The sequence below is a fragment of the uncultured Lacinutrix sp. genome (genome assembly GCF_947500325.1).
In the GTDB taxonomy this organism is placed as follows: Bacteria; Bacteroidota; Bacteroidia; order Flavobacteriales; family Flavobacteriaceae; genus Lacinutrix.
In genome coordinates, this window is record NZ_CANMRQ010000012.1 from 50,149 (window position 1) to 69,485 (window position 19,337).

At 28.6% G+C, this 19,337-nt stretch carries 17 protein-coding genes; 4 read left to right on the forward strand and 13 right to left on the reverse strand.

Translation table 11 applies throughout. The features are described from left to right. Window positions 1–7 precede the first annotated feature (7 nt). The 7 genes from Q0997_RS13970 to Q0997_RS14000 form a co-directional block, all read right to left on the reverse strand. Complete coding sequence (locus tag Q0997_RS13970) at window positions 8–886, reverse strand: helix-turn-helix domain-containing protein (RefSeq protein ID WP_299889899.1); 879 nt, start codon at window positions 884–886, stop codon at window positions 8–10. Between the two features lie 102 nt (window positions 887–988). After that, window positions 989–3,274, reverse strand: a complete 2,286-nt coding sequence (locus Q0997_RS13975) for a TonB-dependent siderophore receptor (RefSeq protein ID WP_299889901.1) — start codon at window positions 3,272–3,274, stop codon at window positions 989–991. Next, a complete protein-coding gene (locus Q0997_RS13980) occupies window positions 3,267–4,163 on the reverse strand; it encodes a FecR family protein (protein ID WP_299889902.1) in 897 nt (298 codons plus the stop codon). Before Q0997_RS13980 ends, Q0997_RS13975 begins: the two co-directional genes overlap by 8 nt. A 59-nt stretch (window positions 4,164–4,222) precedes the next feature. After that, a complete protein-coding gene (locus Q0997_RS13985; RefSeq protein WP_299889904.1) occupies window positions 4,223–4,738 on the reverse strand; it encodes a sigma-70 family RNA polymerase sigma factor in 516 nt (171 codons plus the stop codon). Between the two features lie 192 nt (window positions 4,739–4,930). Then, entirely contained in the window at window positions 4,931–7,222 is a 2,292-nt protein-coding gene (locus Q0997_RS13990; RefSeq protein ID WP_299889906.1) for a TonB-dependent siderophore receptor, read from the reverse strand. After that, the gene (locus tag Q0997_RS13995) at window positions 7,215–8,111 is read right to left on the reverse strand and encodes a FecR family protein (RefSeq protein ID WP_299889908.1); all 897 of its coding nucleotides are present in this window, start codon (window positions 8,109–8,111) and stop codon (window positions 7,215–7,217) included. Before Q0997_RS13995 ends, Q0997_RS13990 begins: the two co-directional genes overlap by 8 nt. A gap of 85 nt (window positions 8,112–8,196) precedes the next feature. Next, window positions 8,197–8,712 carry a sigma-70 family RNA polymerase sigma factor gene (locus Q0997_RS14000; protein ID WP_299889910.1) on the reverse strand — a complete coding sequence of 172 codons (516 nt, stop codon included), beginning with the start codon at window positions 8,710–8,712 and terminating at the stop codon, window positions 8,197–8,199. A 142-nt stretch (window positions 8,713–8,854) separates the two neighbouring features. Here Q0997_RS14000 and Q0997_RS14005 point away from each other — a divergent pair, with 142 nt between their 5' ends. From Q0997_RS14005 to Q0997_RS14020, 4 genes are all read left to right on the forward strand, one after another. Next, window positions 8,855–10,567 (forward strand): hypothetical protein, encoded by a 1,713-nt coding sequence (locus Q0997_RS14005; protein ID WP_299889911.1) that lies wholly within the window; start codon window positions 8,855–8,857, stop codon window positions 10,565–10,567. Between the two features lie 164 nt (window positions 10,568–10,731). Then, window positions 10,732–12,060 carry a signal recognition particle protein gene (gene ffh / locus Q0997_RS14010; RefSeq protein WP_299889913.1) on the forward strand — a complete coding sequence of 443 codons (1,329 nt, stop codon included), beginning with the start codon at window positions 10,732–10,734 and terminating at the stop codon, window positions 12,058–12,060. Window positions 12,061–12,110: 50 nt separating this feature from the next. Continuing rightward, window positions 12,111–12,992, forward strand: coding sequence for a bifunctional 5,10-methylenetetrahydrofolate dehydrogenase/5,10-methenyltetrahydrofolate cyclohydrolase (locus tag Q0997_RS14015; protein WP_299889914.1), 882 nt, complete (start codon window positions 12,111–12,113; stop codon window positions 12,990–12,992). 27 nt (window positions 12,993–13,019) lie between these two features. Continuing rightward, complete coding sequence (locus Q0997_RS14020) at window positions 13,020–13,733, forward strand: TIGR02206 family membrane protein (RefSeq protein ID WP_299889916.1); 714 nt, start codon at window positions 13,020–13,022, stop codon at window positions 13,731–13,733. Between the two features lie 123 nt (window positions 13,734–13,856). Here the strand turns inward: Q0997_RS14020 and Q0997_RS14025 are convergent, their stop codons facing one another. The 6 genes from Q0997_RS14025 to Q0997_RS14050 all read right to left on the reverse strand — a co-directional run bounded on the left by Q0997_RS14025 (window position 13,857) and on the right by Q0997_RS14050 (window position 19,311). Continuing rightward, the gene (locus Q0997_RS14025; protein ID WP_299889918.1) at window positions 13,857–14,300 is read right to left on the reverse strand and encodes a GNAT family N-acetyltransferase; all 444 of its coding nucleotides are present in this window, start codon (window positions 14,298–14,300) and stop codon (window positions 13,857–13,859) included. Between the two features lie 127 nt (window positions 14,301–14,427). Beyond that, window positions 14,428–14,826 carry an ACT domain-containing protein gene (locus Q0997_RS14030; protein ID WP_299889920.1) on the reverse strand — a complete coding sequence of 133 codons (399 nt, stop codon included), beginning with the start codon at window positions 14,824–14,826 and terminating at the stop codon, window positions 14,428–14,430. Between the two features lie 35 nt (window positions 14,827–14,861). Continuing rightward, window positions 14,862–15,416 (reverse strand): hypothetical protein, encoded by a 555-nt coding sequence (locus tag Q0997_RS14035; RefSeq protein ID WP_299889922.1) that lies wholly within the window; start codon window positions 15,414–15,416, stop codon window positions 14,862–14,864. Beyond that, the gene (locus Q0997_RS14040) at window positions 15,406–15,999 is read right to left on the reverse strand and encodes an alpha/beta hydrolase-fold protein (RefSeq protein ID WP_299889924.1); all 594 of its coding nucleotides are present in this window, start codon (window positions 15,997–15,999) and stop codon (window positions 15,406–15,408) included. The genes Q0997_RS14035 and Q0997_RS14040 overlap by 11 nt, the downstream gene beginning before the upstream one ends. Before the next feature lie 161 nt (window positions 16,000–16,160). Next, window positions 16,161–17,258 carry a glycoside hydrolase family 3 N-terminal domain-containing protein gene (locus Q0997_RS14045; protein WP_299889926.1) on the reverse strand — a complete coding sequence of 366 codons (1,098 nt, stop codon included), beginning with the start codon at window positions 17,256–17,258 and terminating at the stop codon, window positions 16,161–16,163. A 160-nt stretch (window positions 17,259–17,418) separates the two neighbouring features. Then, complete coding sequence (locus Q0997_RS14050) at window positions 17,419–19,311, reverse strand: carboxypeptidase-like regulatory domain-containing protein (protein WP_299889927.1); 1,893 nt, start codon at window positions 19,309–19,311, stop codon at window positions 17,419–17,421. Window positions 19,312–19,337 lie beyond the last annotated feature (26 nt).

Below are 19,337 nucleotides of genomic sequence, written 5' to 3' on the forward strand. Positions count from 1 at the left end.
AGAAAAACTATTTTCCTATTCTAAATTGTTCAGGAGTGGTTTCGGTTTGTCTTTTAAAATATTTGTAGAAGTTTGTTGTTTCTTCGAAACCAGATTTGTAAGCAATTTCTTTAATGGATAAATTAGTGTTAAGTAGCAACCTTTTAATCTGTTTAGTAGAAATTTCATCTACAAATTGTTTTGCAGATTTATTAACAATATTCTTTGTAATTGTATTTATGGTTTTGGTGCTTACCCCCATTAGACTAGCAAAATCTTTGATTTTTAGAGTTTTATTAACGTTTTTTTCTACCAATCTTTGAAATTCGATAAATTCATTTAGATATTTTTTTTCAAAATTAAATTGTTTTCCTTCTGATTTTATTCGAAATAGTTTGGTAATTAAAATATGTAATTCGCTTCTTATAATACTTAAAGAATGACCGTCATTTACAGAAAAATACTCATCATTAATTCGCTTTATGATTTGCTGAATATTTTTAAATTCCGAATCACTTAATTGTATTTTTGGAACACCTAATTGTTCGTTAAATAGCAACATTGTTTTTTGCGCTTCAATTTTTTCTAGATAACTCACTAAAAATTCATTGGTAAAAAGTAGCAGTGAGCCTTTTAGCTTTTGGCTTTTAAAAAATTTATGAATTTGGTCTTTTCTTATAGTAAGTAAAGTACCTTTTGAACATTTATAATCTGTAAAATCTATTGCGTGAAACCCATTCCCTTTTTCGATAAATAAGAGAATATAAAACTCTACTTTATGATGTGCTTCTATGGAATGGTCTAGATCGGTTCGTTGATATAACTCCTCTAGTTTGACGATATCAAAATGTGCTCTTGTATTTTGTTGGTTTTGAAATTTTATGTGTTTTGTTTGTTTTTTCTTCATTTTCTCAAATGGCATACAATATTTCGTTGATAAAAAATCGTTTTAATGTTTTTTATCAGACGTTAAACGAAATTAGTTAATTTTGTTGACAAAATCATGCTTCTAAAAAGCTACACGAAAGTTAATATTAGGTGTAAAACCAAGCGATTCGTTTTCAATTTTAGAAATAGAATCGTCAGGATTTAGAATATAGTAAGTATTTAAAATATTCTTGCGATTAAGAAGATTCCAAATAGAGATACCAACTTTAGCTTTTACCTTTTTAGCTAAATAAAAACTGTAAGTAGAAGAGAAGTCTGTTCTAAAATAGTCACTTAAATTAGAACTGTTAGGAGTATTGTAGTTTATTGTATCATCAAAAACTGGTGTTTCAGAATTTGGAGTTGTTATTGGTCTTCCAGAACGCCAATTTACACCTAAAGCTAATTTTAAATTCTTTATTGTATAAGTCTTAGCAAAAGTTATAGCATGAACTAAATTTGTATTATTTGAAAAATCTTGAGCATTATTTAAAGTTGGAAAGTTATATTCATTATTGCTAAACGAATAACTTAACCAAGTACTCATATTTGCAAACTGTTTATTAATTAAAAAATCGAAACCTTTAGTATTGTATTGTCCAATAGCGTTAATGCTTTGAAATTGATTTTGGAACCCTTGGCTTCGGGTTGTAATACCTTCTACTTTCTTAGAAAAAATTTCAGCACTAATGAGTAAATTGTTTTTGTTATAATGTAATCCTAAAGAGGTTTGGGTACTTCGTATTATTGGGAAGGTTGTATTGTTAGCTAAAACCCAACGCCGTTTTTCTATACCTAAAAAATCATTTTGTCGATCTATAACTTGTGATGTGGCTTGGCTTTTAAATTCTGCTAGAAACTCTACTTTAAAATGATCTAAGAAACGTTGATTAATACTCAATCTTGGTTCTACAAATAGTAAGTTAAATGGTTTGTAATAATTACTTCTTGCTCCAATTTTTAAATGTGTGTTTTTATTTTCAGAAGAAAAATTAACTTCACTAAAAGTAGCATGAGTTTCTACAACACGTTTTATATTACTTCTAAATGCGGGATTATTAATGTCTTCTAAATTAGTAATGCCAACTTCATTATATTGATAACCTATAAGCCAATTAAAACGATCATTAAAATCGATTAATGTTTTAAAAATAATGCTATTATCTAAAACTTCATTTTTTTGAATGAGTTCTTGGTTATTTGCTATATCAAAATTTGTGGCATTAAGATTATAATTAGAAAATTGAACTTTTAAATTAGTACTCAAAGTTTTATCCCATTGTCTATTATATGATATTCCAGATGCGATATTACCTTGCGTAATATTACTTTTACGAGACGTGTTAGCAGTGTTTTCAAGATAATCTAAAGCATTAAAAATCGAGGTAAAGCTTAATCTTATTTTATCTTTTTTAGATAAATCGTATAATAGTTTAGCACTTACATCGTAAAAATAAAAAGATTCATTAGAAGTATTACTTTGATTTGAATGGCTATCTGTGTTTTGAAAAATACGATCAAAATACCTATTATAAGTAGGTGTTTCTATGGCATCTGTAATAGAGCGTCTACCAGCTATTTGAAACTCTAAATTGTCCTTTAATTTAAGTTTAGCAAAGGCATCAGCTTGAATTAAATCTATACCAGCTCCAAACGTATTTTTTTTATTAATAGTATTATCTAAACGCATATCTATAGTACTAGATACACCATCTCCATAGATGGCACTTGTGCCATTTTTTGAGACAATAACTTCTTTGGTGAGATAAGGGTTAAAAGCAGATATCATACCAAAAAAATGCCCAGATTGATACATCTTTATTCCATCCCAAAGTATTAAGTTTTGGTCATGCGTTCCACCACGAATATTAAGGTTAGATACACTTTCGTCTATACTTAAAACACCTGGAAGGGCTTGAATAGTTTGTAAAACATCTGGTTCTATTAACCCAGGTAAAATGCCAAATTGCTTTGGTTTTAAAACTATTTCTCCTGTTTTACTTTTTTCTAAACCAGATGTTAAATAGCTGTTTAAATATACTACTTCAAGTTGTTCTACTGGTTTGTTTCCTGATGTAGATTTTACAATAGCCACAAAACGACTATTTATAATTTTAAAATCTAAACCTGTTTTTATTTCTAAATAGGTTAGTGTTTCGTTAAAGGATAAGTCTTGAGAAGGAGCAATAAGATTTTTATCTTTTACAGCTATATCTGCATAAGTAAATCGAATACTAAAACGTGTTTCTATAGTTTTTAAAATTGAGGCAAGCGGTAGTTTTTCAGTTTTATCAGTTTGGGCAAAACTGTTATAAAAACTAAAAACAAAGGTAAATATTAAGAGCGTAATCTTAAAGTTGTTACTCACGCTTTAGCGATATCTTATTACTATTTCTTGTAAAAGTTAAGTTAAGAGGTATTGTAATTGCTTTAATAGCGACGTCAATATTATCATGTCCAAAACTTCCTGTAAATAGCTTCTTTGTGTTAATATTATTAACGTCTATTGATACGTTATATTGTCTTTCAAACTCTGCAATAACTTGTGAAAACGGCATGCTTTTAAAGGCACTTTCGTTATTAATCCAATACGGATTTGTTTCTATTACTGTTAGGTCTTTTATAAAAATATTATCTAAAATTAAAAAGCGCTCTCCAGGTTTTAAAATTTTAGAATGTAATTCACTTTCTACTTTAACACTACCTTCATAGCAAATAACCTCAAAAAGGTCGTCTCTGTTTTTTACATTAAATTCTGTGCCTAATACAGAAATAGAACCAGATGTTGTGTTTACAGTAAACTTTTCTCCTTTAGCTACTTTAAAATAAGCTTCGCCATTAAGGTCTAAATTTCTATTACTATCCCAATTATTGTCGTTGTATGTTAAAGTAGACATGGCATTTAAAATAACTTGAGATTCATCAGGCAAGCTAATGCTTTCCTTTTGCGCAATTTCTGTTTTTATACTTGTGTCTATATTTGAAGTGAAATAATAGAACCCAAAACAAATGGTTATAACAGCTGCTACACGTAACAACGGTTTTAACCAATTGTTTTGTTTTTGCGTTCTATTTTTGAGGGATAAATTTAATTTTTCTAATTCACTATCTGTATCAAAATGATTCGGTTTAAAACGCTTAATAGCATTGTCCAACCTTATTAATTCAGTATAGTCATCAAGCTCTTTAAAAGCTTCTAACTCTTGCGAATTAAGGTTGTTATCTAACCATTTCGTTATTAAATCTTCTTTTTTCATAATGTCTATCAGTTATAAAACAACTTAAAACTAAAAACTCCTACTTAATTTATAGAAAATTATAATTCAGAAATAGTTTCACGTAGTTTTTTTAACGCACCATAAATACGTTTTTCTACTGCTTTGGTACTAATGTTTAATAATTCGGCAATTTCTTTATGTCTTTTTCCTTCTACTCTACTTAATAAAAAAGCTGTACGTTGGGCTTCAGTTAAGTTAGAAATAGCTTTTTGTAATTTCTGCATGTATTCACCTTCTTCCATTAAAAATTCTGGAGATTCATGTGTATGCGATTTAGGTTTGTTTTTTTGATAATTTAAAACAACTTTTTGATGCTTTACTTCATTGAGCATTAAATTATTTCCAATCGTAAATAAAAAACTTTTAGCCTTGCTGGGAGTTACTTTTTTACAATTTTCCCATAATTTAATAAAGGCTTCTTGGGTTTTATCTTTTGGGTTTAAATACTCTCCATATCTATAGTGTAAGAAATTGTAAAGGTCATTAGAATACTTTTTAAATAAACTATTAAAAAGGGCTTCTTCACAAATATTCTCATGCAATTTTTTTGCCATTGGTATTTTTTAGATTGCATAAATGTAAAAAAAATGAATATAGGATTAGGAATTTTTAAAAGTAAATTGTTTTAGTAGTATAAGAAAATAAAGTAATGCCATATTACTTTCTTTAGTTGGTTACTAAGTTGGAAGAGCTATTATTTGTGATAGCTCTTTTTTTAGTGTACAAGTTTAAAATTGTATTAGTATTTAATTAAAAGAGACTCTAAAACTAATATTTGGTGTCAATCCAAGTGATATGTTTTCTACTTTAGATACTGTTTCATTATTTATTATATAATAACTATTAATAGTGTTCTTTTTATTTAGAATATTCCATATAGAAGCACCAATAATTGCTTTTTTATTGTATAGTTTAAATTGATATGTAGTCGAAAAATCTGCTCTTAAATAATCATCTAAACGACTACTATTTGGTGCTTGGTAATTAATTGAATTATCAAAAATTGGATTAGTAGCTATTGGTGCAGTATTAGGTTTTCCTGAATGCCAATTGAAGCCCAATCCTATTTTTAATTTTTTTAAAGTATAAGTACTCGCGAAATTTATAACATGTCTTATATCTACATTATTAGGAAAGCTTTTTCCATTGTTTAAGGTGTTGAAAGTGTATAAATTAGAACTATAACTATAACTTAACCAGGCATTAAACTGGTTATTAAATTGCTTGTTAATTAAAAAATCTACACCTTTTATTTGATAGCCACCAATAGCGTTTACAAATTGATATTGATTAAGGAAACCTTGACTTCTAGTAGTAATTCCATCTACTTGTTTTATATAAGCTTCAGCACTAATTAAGAGCTTATTTTTATTATAACTTACGCCTAAACTAGTTTGTTTACTTTTAATAATTGGAATCGTTGTATTGTTTGCTAAAACCCATCTCCGTTTTTCTATTCCTAAGAAATCATTTTGTAAATCTATAATTTGCGAGGTACTTTGACTTTTATATTCACCTGAGATTTCTGCTCTGAAATGTTTTAAAAATTGTTGACTAAAATGTAAGCGAGGCTCTACTATATGCATATTAAACTTCCTATAATAATTATCTCTAACGCCAATTTTTAATAAGGTACTTTTATTTTTAGAGAAATAATTGACTTCCATATAGCCGGCATAACTTCTAATAACACGTTTTATAGAACTTCTAAATAAAGGGTTATTAACATCTTCTAGGTTACTAATACCAATTTCTGAAAATTGAAATCCAGCGTTTAGATTAATATGTTTGTTGAAATTATAATTAGCTTCAAATTTAAAACCATTATCAATGACTTTGTTTTCTTGAATTAAACGTTGATCATTTAAAATGTCATAATTAATAGCATCTAAGTCATAATTTGAATAATAAAATTGAACATCAGTACTAATCTTATTATTCCAATGACGTTGATAGCTTATACCAGAAACAATACTTTTTTGTTTTAATTTACTTTCTGAAGCTTCATTTATAGAGCTTATTATTGCTTGTTCTTCATAATTTAAGGCATTATATATATTAAGAAAATTGAATCGAAGTTTATCTTTTTTAGAAATATCATATAAAAATTTTAATGATAAATCGTAAAAATAAAAGTTTTCATTTTTTGAAATTGAGGCATCGTCTTCGTTAGTTAAATCAGAATCTTGAAATATACGTTCGAAATATTGATTATATGTAGGCGTGTTTACAATATCTGTTATAGAGCGTCTTGCAGCAATTTGTAGTTCTGTTTTTTTACTTAAAGGTAGTAAAGCAAAACCATCTACATTAATAGAATTAATACCTAAACCACTATCATGTTTTTGATTTAAATTGTCTGATAATCTCATATCAATAACACTAGAAACACCATCGCCATATTTTGCGCTAGTTCCATTTTTATACACAGAAACATTATTAGTTAGATAGGGATTAAAAGCAGATATTAATCCAAAAAAATGACCAGATTGATACATTTTTATACCATCATATAACAATAGGTTTTGATCATGCGTGCCTCCGCGAATATTTATATTTGAAATAGTTTCGTCTGCGCTTAAAACACCCGGAAGTGATTGTATAGTTTGTAAAACATCAGGTTCAATTAATCCCGGTAGAATACCAAATTGACTTGGCTTTATAGTAATACTTCCTGTATTATTTTTGTAAATTCCAGTAGTTAAATAGTTTGAAATAACAACATTTTCTAACTTTTGAAAATTAAAACTTTCAGAGTCTCTTCTATAGTTAGAGATCGTTATAAATTCATTGTTTAATTTGTTGAAAATAAGTTTGGTTTGCTTTTCTAATGAGACTAAAATAGTATCTAAATCGTTCGCATCGATATAAACAATATTAATGTTATTTATATCAGCATCTGCATAAGAAAAATTGACTTTGAATTTTTGTTCTATTATATTCAATACCTCTGCTAATGGTTGTTTTTTGTCTTGAGAAAAAACAGTAAAGCAACCAAAAAAAAATACAAATAGGGTAAGTTTTGTAAATTTAATCAAGCGACAATATAATGGTATTATTCTTTTTAGTATAGTTTAATTGTAATGGTTGAGTGATTGCTTTTATAGCAATTTCAATATTATTATGAGTGAATTTACCAGTATAAATTTTTGAAGTGTCAATTTTTGAAGCATCAATAATAACATCATACTGTCTTTCAAATTCATTTAAAACATTAGCTAAAGGCACACTTTTGAATGCACTCATATTATTTAACCAATAAGGTTCACTATTAGTAATTATATTGGCTTTTGTTGTTTTTTTGTTTAATGATAAAAAGGATTCGCCAGGTTTAAGTTTCATTTTCAAATTATTATATGCAACCTCAACTAAACCTTCATAACAAATAACTTCAAAATAATTTAAACGTTGTTTTACATTAAATTGGGTTCCTAAAACTGAAACAATGCCATTTTCTGTTTTAACGTGAAACGTACTTCCTTTTGCTACTTTAAAAAAAGCTTCTCCTTCAAGTAGCACCTCTCTATTTTTTTTCCAGTTTTTTTTATTGAATGTAATTTTAGACAATGCATTTAAATTCACTATTGATAAATCGGGTAACTCTACATTGGTTTTTTGTGCTAATTCTGTTCTGTAGTTTGTGTCTAAAGTGGTCGTGTAATAATAAGTAGATAAACAGATCGCTAGAATAGCTGCAACTTTAAGTAATGGATTTAACCAATTTTTAGAAGATTGTTTTTTACATCCAATCTTATGTGAAATTGTATTAAATGTAGCTTCTGCGTCAAAGTCAGGTGCTTTATATTCTTTAGTAAAGCTTGATAGCTTTATTAATGACTCGTAGTCCTCAAGTGCCTTAAAAGCTTTAAGTTCTTCAGGACTTAAGTCATTATCTAACCATTTTTTTATTAATTCTTCTTTTTCCATAACTATCTTCGTGTATAAGACAGGATACTTTTAAAATTTCCTACCTATTGATAAAAAAAATAATTTTATGTTTTATGTAATAGAGCTATATACCATCAATTTCTTTTCGTAATTTTTTTAAAGCTCCATAAATACGTTTTTCAACAGCTTTTGTACTAATATCTAAAATTTCTGCAATTTCTTTAAATCGTTTACCTTCAACTCTATTCATTAAAAAGGCAACGCGCTGGGGTTCTGTTAAATTAGCAATTGCTTTTTGTAATTTTTCTCTATATTCATTTTCTTCCATTAAAAACTCTGGAGATTCATTAGAGTAGTTTATAGGTTTAATCTTTGTGTATTTTAAAACTACTTTTTGATGCGCTATTTCGTTTAATGTCAAGTTGTTTGCTGTGCTATATAGGTAGCTTTTTACTTTTTCAGGAGTTATTTTTTTACAGTTCTCCCATAATTTTATAAAAGCTTCTTGAGTTTTGTCTTTGGGGCTTATTTGTTCACCAAATTTATAGTATAAGAAATTGTGTAAGTCTTTAGAATGCTTATTATAGAATGCTTGAAATCTGAATTCTTCACAAATGTCTTTATAAATATGTTTACTCATAGTCGAGTCAAATTAGTCTTTTATTTATTTAAATATAATTTTTTTTTATCAATAGGTAGGAAATTTTAAAAGTAACCTGTCTTATAATTGAAGCGAGGAAAAAAATGCTTTGAAAAAGAAAAATTAATTTAAAAACATTATTATGAAATCAACCTTTGAAATTATGAATTTAAAAAAACTATTTTTTCTGCCTTTTATTGTTTTGGCATTAATGGTATCCTGCCAAACAGAAGAAACAGATATTACAAACCCTCAAGAAGAAATTATTGAAGCCAATTCTACAGCTGCAGATTTAATGAGCAGAACAACGTTAAATGATGGCTCTGGAGATAATATTATTGATTATGCTAATTGTTTAGAAGTATTATTGCCTGTAACAGTAACAGCAAATGGTGTAACAATAACTATTGAAAGTTATACAGACTATGATGCTTTAGAAGAGCTTTTAGATGCATTTAGTAATGATAATGATGAGGTTGTAATTACTTTCCCTATTACGGTAATCTTAAATGATTATACAGAAATTGTAATTAATAATCAAGCAGAATTAGAAGCCCAAGTAGAATTATGTAATGGCGAAAATGAAGATGATGATGATATAGAATGTATTGATTTTCAGTATCCAATAAGTATTTCTATATACGATTCTACTTTTCAGGTTACAGATACAATTACTGTTGAAAATGATGAAGCTCTTTACGATTTTATAGAAAGCTTAGAAAATGGAGTATTAGCTAGTTTAAATTTCCCAATCACAATGATTTTAAGTGATGGGTCTACAGTTGAGGTAAATAGTAATCAAGAACTAGAAGCTGTGATTATAGATGCTGAAGATGATTGCGATGAAGATGATGATAATGATTGGAATGATGATGATGAATTAGATTGTGATGAAGAGACTGTAGCGTTAGCTTTAAAAGAATGCGAATGGATTATTGCTGCTTATACTAGTTTTCCAGAATTTGAAGGGTTTGAGTTAGAATTTGATGCTAATTATAATTTTGTAATTACACAAGATAATCAAGCAATTGGAGAAGGATCATGGTCTGTTGCACAAGACGGAGACGATATATTTTTACATTTAGATACTAATTTTGAAGATTTCGGAGTAAGTTGGTTACTTGTAGAATGTGATGATGATAGATTTCAATTTGAATCTGGAAATAATACAATGGTTTTAGAACAAGACTGTGACAATAATAACAATTCGCCTTTTGATTGTTTTGCAAGTTTTGATGCAGTAATTGAAAAGTGTGATGAAGGTAATGATGGCTTTGAGGTATATAATTTAACAACAGCTTTCGATAACTGTAATACTCCTAATTTCGAATTAACATATCATATAACAGAAGCAGATGCAGATGCAAATGCCAATGCTCTTGCTAATCCAGAAGCTTATACAAATTTAGCTTCACCTCAAACAATTTATGTTAGAGTGCAAATAGTTGGTAATGATTCTGAATTTGAGGTTTTTCCAATAGAATTGCTATTAAGTGATTGTGGAGGTAATATTCCCGGATCAGGATGTACAGAAACAGAAGTAGATAATATTTTAATGGAATGCGAATGGACAATTACAAGCTACCAAGGCGGTACGAGTTTCAATATTTTTAATATGAGTTTTATGGATAACCAAGATTTAATTATTGAATCTGATAATGATTCTTATACAGGAAATTGGTCAACATCTCAAGATGGAGATTATGTAATTGTTGAATTTTCAAATATCCCAGGAGGTAATATTCAAATACTAAATGGCTCTTTTAAAGTTGTAGAATGTACTGCAGAGCAAATGATTTTTCATGATGTTAATGATAGTAACAACGAATTAGTTCTAGATAGAGATTGTATTTAATTCGCATAACAAAATAATGCCATAATAACTTTGTTTGTTTAGTTATTATTAAGAAAGAGTTGCTAGTTTTAGCAGCTCTTTTTTTGATTTAATTATTGTAGTTTAAACTTTAAAAATACGCTTCAAATTCTTATTTTTGCAACTCTTAAAAAGAAAAGAGAACTATGTTTAATAATTTAAGTGAGAAGTTAGATAAAGCGTTACACGTATTAAAAGGTCATGGAAGCATTACAGAAGTTAATGTTGCCGAGACTCTAAAAGAGGTACGTCGAGCACTTTTAGATGCCGATGTTAACTTTAAAATTGCTAAGGAATTTACTAATAGAGTAAAAGAAAAAGCACTAGGCGAAAATGTATTAACAACATTGCAGCCAGGGCAATTAATGGTTAAAATCGTTAAAGATGAGCTAACCGAACTTATGGGTGGCGATGCAGAAGGTTTAAATCTATCTGGAGCACCAACAGTAATTTTAATGTCCGGTTTACAAGGTTCTGGTAAAACAACATTCTCTGGTAAATTAGCCAATTTCTTAAAAAGTAAAAAAACAAAAAAACCTTTACTAGTAGCTTGTGATGTTTATCGTCCTGCTGCAGTAGATCAATTACATGTTGTAGGAGATCAAATTAAGGTTGATGTATATAGTGATAAAGGTAATAACGATCCCGTAGCAATTGCGCAAGCAGGTATTGCTCACGCAAAAGAAAATGGACATAATGTTGTTATTATTGATACCGCTGGTCGTTTAGCTGTAGATGAAGCAATGATGACCGAAATCTCTAACATCCATACAGCAATTAAACCACAAGAAACATTATTTGTTGTAGATTCTATGACAGGTCAAGATGCTGTAAATACAGCAAAAGCATTTAACGATGTTTTAAATTTTGATGGTGTTATTCTTACCAAATTAGATGGTGATACTCGTGGTGGTGCAGCGATTTCTATTAAATCTGTAGTTAATAAACCAATTAAGTTTATAGGTACAGGAGAGAAGATGGAAGCAATAGATGTATTCTATCCATCTCGTATGGCAGATCGTATTCTTGGTATGGGAGATGTTGTCTCTTTAGTAGAAAGAGCACAAGAACAATTTGATGAAGCAGAAGCAAGAAAATTACAAAAGAAAATAGCTAAGAACCAATTCGGATTTGATGATTTCTTAAAACAGATTCAGCAAATTAAGAAAATGGGTAATATGAAAGATCTTGTTGGTATGATTCCTGGAGCAGGAAAAATGATGAAAGATGTTGATATAGATGATGATGCTTTTAAACATATTGAAGCTATTATCCATTCTATGACCATTAAAGAAAGAACAAATCCAGCTATTATAAATGCTAGTCGTAAAAAACGTATAGGAAAAGGATCGGGAACATCGGTAACTCAAGTTAATCAGTTATTAAAGCAGTTTGACCAAATGAGTAAAATGATGAAGATGATGCAAGGCGGAAAAGGAAAAGCTATGATGCAAGCAATGAAAAACATGAGGTAATACCTCGTGTTTTTTTATTTATAATAATAACTACTACAACCAACAATATAATGACAATTTTAGACGGAAAAAAAGTAAGCAATGATATTAAAGATGAAATTGCCGAAGAAGTAAAAAAAATGAAAGCTAATGGAGAAAAAGTTCCCCATTTAGCAGCCGTTATTGTTGGAAACGATGGTGCAAGTTTAACTTATGTTGGAAGTAAAGTTCGTGCTTGTGAACGTATTGGTTTCGAATCTACAATGGTTCGTTTATCTAACACTACAAGTGAAATTGAATTATTAGATAAGATTGAAGAATTAAATACTAATGATGATATTGACGGTTTCATTATTCAATTACCGTTACCGCCACAAATTGATACACAAAAAGTATTAATGGCCGTACATCCAGATAAAGATGTAGATGGTTTTCATCCTACTAATTTTGGTAAAATGGCATTAGATATGTCTACATTTATTCCTGCAACTCCTTTTGGGATATTAGAATTGCTAGATAGATATAGTGTAGATACAAAAGGAAAACATACAGTCGTTATAGGCCGTTCTCATATTGTAGGTAGACCAATGAGTATTTTAATGGGACGTAAAGGGTTTCCTGGAAATTCTACAGTAACATTAACGCATAGTCATACTAAAAATATTACACAAATCATTTCTCAGGCAGATATTATTATATCGGCATTAGGAGTGCCTAATTTCTTAAAGGCAGAAATGGTAAAAGATGATGCAGTAATAATTGATGTAGGTATTACTCGTGTTCCAGATGAGACACACCCAAAAGGTTATGTTATTACTGGCGATGTTGACTTTGAAAATGTGAGTAAAAAAGCAAGTTTTATTACTCCAGTTCCTGGTGGCGTTGGTCCAATGACAATTGCAATGTTATTAAAAAACACGTTATTAGCTAGAGAACGTCATAGATTGTCATAATATACATATTTGTATATTGCTACATTAATGATTGCATTACTTTATAAAATAAAACCTGTTTCTATTGGAAGCTTAGAGCATATTATACCAATAGTATTAGCATTTATTCTTGGGAGTCTTTTAATTCGTTTTTCAAAAAAAAGACTTAATACAAAACACCAAGAGTTACTATTTCATGCATTAGGTATTTTTGTTTCGTTAACAGTTTTTTTATATCACCTTAATCTTATTATAAAAGGCAATTATAGTTTAATAACAGACTTACCATTATTTCTTTGCAGTTTTATAGCGCTTTTTATTTTTGTGTTTACACACTATAAAAAATACTGGATGTATGAGATTTTGTTGTTTTGGATTATTGCTGGAACCTCTCAAGGCGTTATTACTCCAGATATACCAGAAGGTTTTCCTGTCTTAGATTATTTTCGTTATTGGATTGTGCATTTAGGATTATTAATTATAATATTTTATGCAACTTTTGTATTTAAAATGCAACCAACAATAAAGAGTCTCTTTAAATCATTTCTAGCAATTCATATTTATATGCTTATAGTTTTTGGTATAAATTACTTGCTGGGTTCAAATTACTCTTATTTAAATAGTAAACCATTATCTGCATCTGTTTTAGATTATTTAGGAGACTGGCCTAATTATATTTTCGTTGTTGAGGCTTTTCTTATTCCTTATTTTCTAATTATTTATTTGCCATTTTATATTTCAAGAAAACTACAGTTAAAATAAAAACTATTGATGATAATACATTTTACACATTGATGTATGTAGTTTTAATTTTTTCTTTTATTATTTGTTCTTTATAAAGTCATGTTTTAATAATATAAAACGTTATTGTAGTTTCGTTTTTATTTATAAATCTTTTGCAAAACATAAACTGTCTGGAATATCTTTTAATATACCGTATTTCTCTATAGGATTATAATTATTTCTTTGATAGAGTTTACTAGCTTCAGGTTGTTTTGACCCCATAAAGAGTACGCATCTAGAATAGCCTAATTCTTTAGACCAGTTTTCTAATTCAGATAAAATTTTTTCTCCAACTCTTTGACCTCTTGCTTCTGGTGATACATACATTCGTTTAATCTCCATAGCATTAAAATCGTATTCAGAGATTGCTCCGCAACCAATTGCTTTATCTTTTTTTAATACTATAACAACATAATTTAAATTGGAGATGTCATTGAATTGAGATAAAGGATGAGTTTTTCCGTCTCTACTTGCCAAGTCTAAATTTAGTGATTGTACCAGTCTTTTAAATTCTGGGTTTTGAGAATTTGTTCTTATTATTTCCATTATGTTTTAGTATGAATTAAATATTCGTAAAGAGACATGATATGCATAGGTTATAGGGTTATACTAAATTAATTCCTAATCTTTTGGTTAAACACTTATTAGCTATCTTCTATACACTACGTGTCTATTATTGGTTTTCAGATAATTTCATCAAAACTTTAATTGCTTTCTCCGAGTCTTTCTTATTGACAAAGATATGGTCGTGATAATATCCAGCAATTACATTGCAACTAATATTGTTTTTAGCTAACTCTGTTGAAAATATAGCAGTTAAACCTACTGCCTCTAGGGATGAGTGAATCATAAGAGTAATCCAAGATGCAATGTATTCATAGCTCAAATTTAGCTCGTCTGCTTTTTGTCTTTCAATAACAATAGTAGTGCCTTCTATTTCTTGGAATTCACAAACTGTATCATTTCGGCTAATTGCATTTAAATTCTTTACGGTAGTAAATACGTATTCTCCTATATTCAGTTTTGGAGTCATTCCTTTTAATAATTCAGAGATATTTGTTTCTCCAGGCATTTAATTTCTGTTTTATATACATTGTTAGTAAATGTTTATTCTAATGATCTTAACATTTCTGTTTTTTGTTCTTGAGAATATAACTTTGATTTTTTAAGACTAGTTTTAAAATCTATAATGGTTTTTTGTATATCAATATTCAATTTTTTTTTAGCCTTTATAATATTAAGATAAGCTTGACTAAAATTAGGGTAATAGTCTAATAAGATGTTCCAGGCTTCAATTGATTTTGCATATTCTTGTTTATTATAAAAAGCATTTGCTATTCCATTTATCGCGCCTAATGATAACGAAATATTATCTCCATAGTGATTTTTTACTTCTTGTTTGAAGTTTTCAACTTTATTAAATTCAGATTTATTGAAATAAAGTACATTTTGTTGTTTTGCCCAAAACTCATAAATATCATATAAGTTATCAGCAATAGTTAATCCTGGAACAGCATTATGATATGCTTCTGGTATAAATTTACCTTTTGAATTTATTTTTTGAGTTTTGAGTTTTTCAAATGCAATTTCGGTAGGTTTAATTTCACCAAAATTACTTTTACCTAAGCTATATCTAAAATATTTATGATGTTTAATATCCATATTGGGAAAATTGTTTAATTTTTCCAATATGGATATTTCCGTCAATAAAAAATGGATCCAAAGCTATTACAGCAGTTACATCATTTATATGATTAACAAATAGGTTTGCAGAAAAGAAAGCGTATCTCGAGTGCCCTATAAAAAGCCTGAATGTATTGGCTTTTAATTCTCGCTCTGCATATGGAATTAACTCCTTAAACAAAAAATCTATATTTTGATTTATTAGACCTTTATCATTATTTTCTTTATGCGATGTTTCTAAATAGCGTTTATTTCTTTTTGAATCGATGCTTATAATTATAGATGAAGGTATTTGAGTTGTTGCTGTTAAATAATCAATAGTATTAATAATATGCCCATTAATATTTTTATTTTGTCTATCAAAAACTATGGTTAACGGAAATGTGTTGTTAATATCTTCTTGCCATTCTTTTGGAAGATATATGCTTATTGGTTTAGCATATGACAAACTGTTAGACATAAATATAGTGTCATTTACTTTAGTATATGCTTGAAGGTTTTGAGAGTAAATACTTGTAGAGGAGAAAATTAATATAAGTATTAATAGTAATAGTTTTTTCATTCAATTGTATTATTTGCTAAAGTACTTGTGTATGTTTGGTTACATGTTTTATCAACTAAATTAGCAAATACAAAACGAATAGAAAAACAGCAAGTATTTATGTAAGTAGGCGAGTACTAATAGTAAATTATACACGGTGTTAACCAAAGTGATTTTTCTATTTATTTAATCAGGCCTAAATATAATTTTAAACGAATAATTTTCTTTACTGATTGATAAACCTGTTTTTTATAAATAGAATCATTTTTCATTTCATTTATAATTGAATTTATGGTTTTAGTTTCATCAATTGGCATTAATAACATATCGTTACCAGCTTTTGAAGCAAGTAATGGTGCATTGTCAATTATTGTAACGGCTTTCATTATATTTAAGGCATCAGTAATTACAAGTCCTTTAAAACCTAACTCATCTTTTAACAAACCTGTAACTATGTTTCTTGAACAACTTGCAGGAAGTCCATTAGTATTGTATTTTGGGTTATTGATTATTGTAATATGAGCCATCATTATAGAAAGAACACCAGCTTCTATGAGTGGTGGATAGACATCTAACTCTTGTAATTGTCCGTCTATGTATACCGATTTCTTATGAGTATCACCTTTAACTAAACCATGACCAGGGAAATGTTTTGCAGTTGCTATTATGCCTTGTTCTTGAGTTGTTTTAATAAACTGTTTACTTAATTCAATCACTTTTTCTTTATCGTTCCCAAAGCTCCTATTTTTAATAGCTTCATTCTCTGGGCTAATATCGGTAACAGGTGCAAAATTTTGGCGAAAACCAATTTCGAGTAAATTATGATTGATAATTCTAGCAATAGAATCAGATTGATTAATCGTTTTAATATCTATTGTATTTATAAGTGGATTAGTTCCTTTAAGTCTACCGTTGAAAAGACTTGGTTCTGCATCGATTGAATATAATAACGGTAAATGCTTCTTAGATTCATTTATTAAATTAATGTTGTTAATTAATTTTTTGTGACTTTCTTTTGAACCTTTCAGGAAGACAATTCCTCCAATTTTATTTTCTGTAACTAATTTTAAAATCGTTTTATCAGGTTTACCTAGTTCACCTGCTGAAGTTACAATCATTTGAGCAACTCTAGAGGTGTCATTTAGTGCATGGAAAATTTCGTCAACTCTATGTTCTATTGTTGAATCATAATTATAAAAACTTTGTAATTTATTTGATTGCCCGTTTACAAAACAAAAAGTAATTAGTGTAAAAGATAATGCAACTATTGTTTTTATCATATAGATGTAGAATTGATTTTAGTTATGGTTAACGTGTTTCTGTATGATTAGTGAGTGTTTAAGCACCTAATTTAGCAAATAAAAATCATTTTCGTTAGTAAGCTGGAATTAGCCATTAATTATACATGTTGTTAGCAACTGCTTTTTTGTACAGCTTGTGTCAAAATCTAAAAGCAATACCTGCATTTATGCTAATTGTATTTTCAAATAAACTTTCTTGGTTGGTTTCTATGGATAAGTTTTCTTGTCCATTTTCAAGAAATATTTTTCTTGGAAACAGTCCAGCTTCTCCTTTTTCACGAAACACTAGTCCATTTTTTTGATTCAAATGTAGATTATATGACGTAGAAATTAAAAAGCTTACATGTTTGCTGCTTTCTATAGACAAAACTAGACCTGGTTTTACCCGAAGCCCTCTTTGAGAAAGAAATACACTTACCTTTTCGCTGTTGATTTCTTTTCCATCAATTTCTATATCTTCTTCAAGATTATACTGTTTAAGATAATAACCTAGTTCATGATATCCAAAATGAAGTCTTGGTGAAATATTTATAGGCCTTCCATTAGGGTTTAAATTAAACTTGCCTGCAATAACAAAATCATTACTGTTAATTCCTGTTCTAGAAATTTTACTCTCGTTAGCATACCCAATCAAAAAATTTGGTGTAACAGCATAAAAAATAGATGTAGAAAAACTAACCGAACCTTTGTTTATTGCATTATTATTTTGTTGAATATTAATAACTGAATTGTTATAGTTTATGGTATTGGATGCTGTGTTCAAAGCTGTCCAAGTCAGCCCAATCTCAAATGTCATTCTTTTAACAAAATCTGGAATATTATCAGACTGTTTATTTACTTTAGTGTAATCAACAGATTTAAATAAAGATTCTGAAATTTCATTAGGTGTAATTATGGTATAATTATTCCAGAAGTCTGGATTGTATTCTTTTGTTTTGTCCAACAGAATTTCAGAAAACTGAAGTCTTTCTAGGTATGGAATTTTTGTATTGCTAGGTGTAATGTCTGTTGTTACATACTCGCTGGTTAAGTTAAGAATTTTCCCTTGCTTTTTAAAGGCTGTTCTGTAATAAGAATTCATAAACCTCCATCGTTTATCTTCACCTTGCTCGTAAGTTACTGTAAAATTGAAAAATTCTCGATTACCCAAATTGCCATAATCAGAGTTTAATTTAATATCTGCTTTTACTATCGCAAATGTTTCTTCTTGGATATATACGTATGCAGAGTTTTTGTTCTTTTTTTCAACAAGAACCTTATAAATATCTTTTTCATTCTGTCTTAATGTATCGATTATTCTATATTTATAACCTTTTGTATTTGACAGAAAAGCTTCTCTTCTAGCTACGATATCAAATCTATGTATGTGGTGGCTCCCAGCATAAATTCTAAAATTTAGAGAATCTAGCTCTTCACTTTCATATTTGCGCAATTCTACTAGTTTTACATCTCCTGACCTGTTTCTTTTAATATAACCCTTTTTAATTGCATCTATTACAGCTTCGTTTATATAGATTGGTTTTTTTTCATTTTCCCAAGTAGTGGTTTCTCTAAAAAAACCCGTGTGTCTCTCATCAGCTATTGGGTAGTTGTTTGGAATTGCATTTATTGCTTTTTCTATAAGTTCTTTTGCGTAATCTTTTGAAACAATAACAACTTCATTTAGCTGAGTAACATCTTCAGTCAAGGTTATTGCTTGATGTTCATTATTTAAAGTTATTTTTTCTGTTTTATACCCTAATGAAGAAATAATTAGAAGTTTGTTCTTATTCTTAATATGCACGACTAATTTAAACTCACCAATATCGTTAGAAATCGTTCCTATATTGGTGTTTTCTAGACGAATGTGGGCAAATGGTATTGGTTCGTTATTTGAGTCGACAATTTTTCCAGAAATAATGGACTGCGCTAGAATACATTGGAATGAAAAAAGAAAAAATAAAGTTGATAAAATAACCTTGTTACTATGAGTTGAAATTAGCTTATTTAAAATTTCTGACGTGATAAATTCTGATAATAATATCTTTCTCATAGAATTTTGTTTTTACAGTTCAAAAT

Coding starts and splice junctions, on each gene's coding strand:
- Q0997_RS13970 (WP_299889899.1), bottom strand. CDS start 886: ATGAAGAAAAAACAAACAAAACACATAAAATTTCAAAACCAACAAAAT.
- Q0997_RS13980 (WP_299889902.1), bottom strand. CDS start 4,163: ATGAAAAAAGAAGATTTAATAACGAAATGGTTAGATAACAACCTTAAT.
- Q0997_RS13985 (WP_299889904.1), bottom strand. CDS start 4,738: ATGGCAAAAAAATTGCATGAGAATATTTGTGAAGAAGCCCTTTTTAAT.
- Q0997_RS13995 (WP_299889908.1), bottom strand. CDS start 8,111: ATGGAAAAAGAAGAATTAATAAAAAAATGGTTAGATAATGACTTAAGT.
- Q0997_RS14000 (WP_299889910.1), bottom strand. CDS start 8,712: ATGAGTAAACATATTTATAAAGACATTTGTGAAGAATTCAGATTTCAA.
- Q0997_RS14005 (WP_299889911.1), top strand. CDS start 8,855: ATGAAATCAACCTTTGAAATTATGAATTTAAAAAAACTATTTTTTCTG.
- ffh (WP_299889913.1), top strand. CDS start 10,732: ATGTTTAATAATTTAAGTGAGAAGTTAGATAAAGCGTTACACGTATTA.
- Q0997_RS14015 (WP_299889914.1), top strand. CDS start 12,111: ATGACAATTTTAGACGGAAAAAAAGTAAGCAATGATATTAAAGATGAA.
- Q0997_RS14020 (WP_299889916.1), top strand. CDS start 13,020: ATGATTGCATTACTTTATAAAATAAAACCTGTTTCTATTGGAAGCTTA.
- Q0997_RS14025 (WP_299889918.1), bottom strand. CDS start 14,300: ATGGAAATAATAAGAACAAATTCTCAAAACCCAGAATTTAAAAGACTG.
- Q0997_RS14030 (WP_299889920.1), bottom strand. CDS start 14,826: ATGCCTGGAGAAACAAATATCTCTGAATTATTAAAAGGAATGACTCCA.
- Q0997_RS14035 (WP_299889922.1), bottom strand. CDS start 15,416: ATGGATATTAAACATCATAAATATTTTAGATATAGCTTAGGTAAAAGT.
- Q0997_RS14040 (WP_299889924.1), bottom strand. CDS start 15,999: ATGAAAAAACTATTACTATTAATACTTATATTAATTTTCTCCTCTACA.
- Q0997_RS14045 (WP_299889926.1), bottom strand. CDS start 17,258: ATGATAAAAACAATAGTTGCATTATCTTTTACACTAATTACTTTTTGT.
- Q0997_RS14050 (WP_299889927.1), bottom strand. CDS start 19,311: ATGAGAAAGATATTATTATCAGAATTTATCACGTCAGAAATTTTAAAT.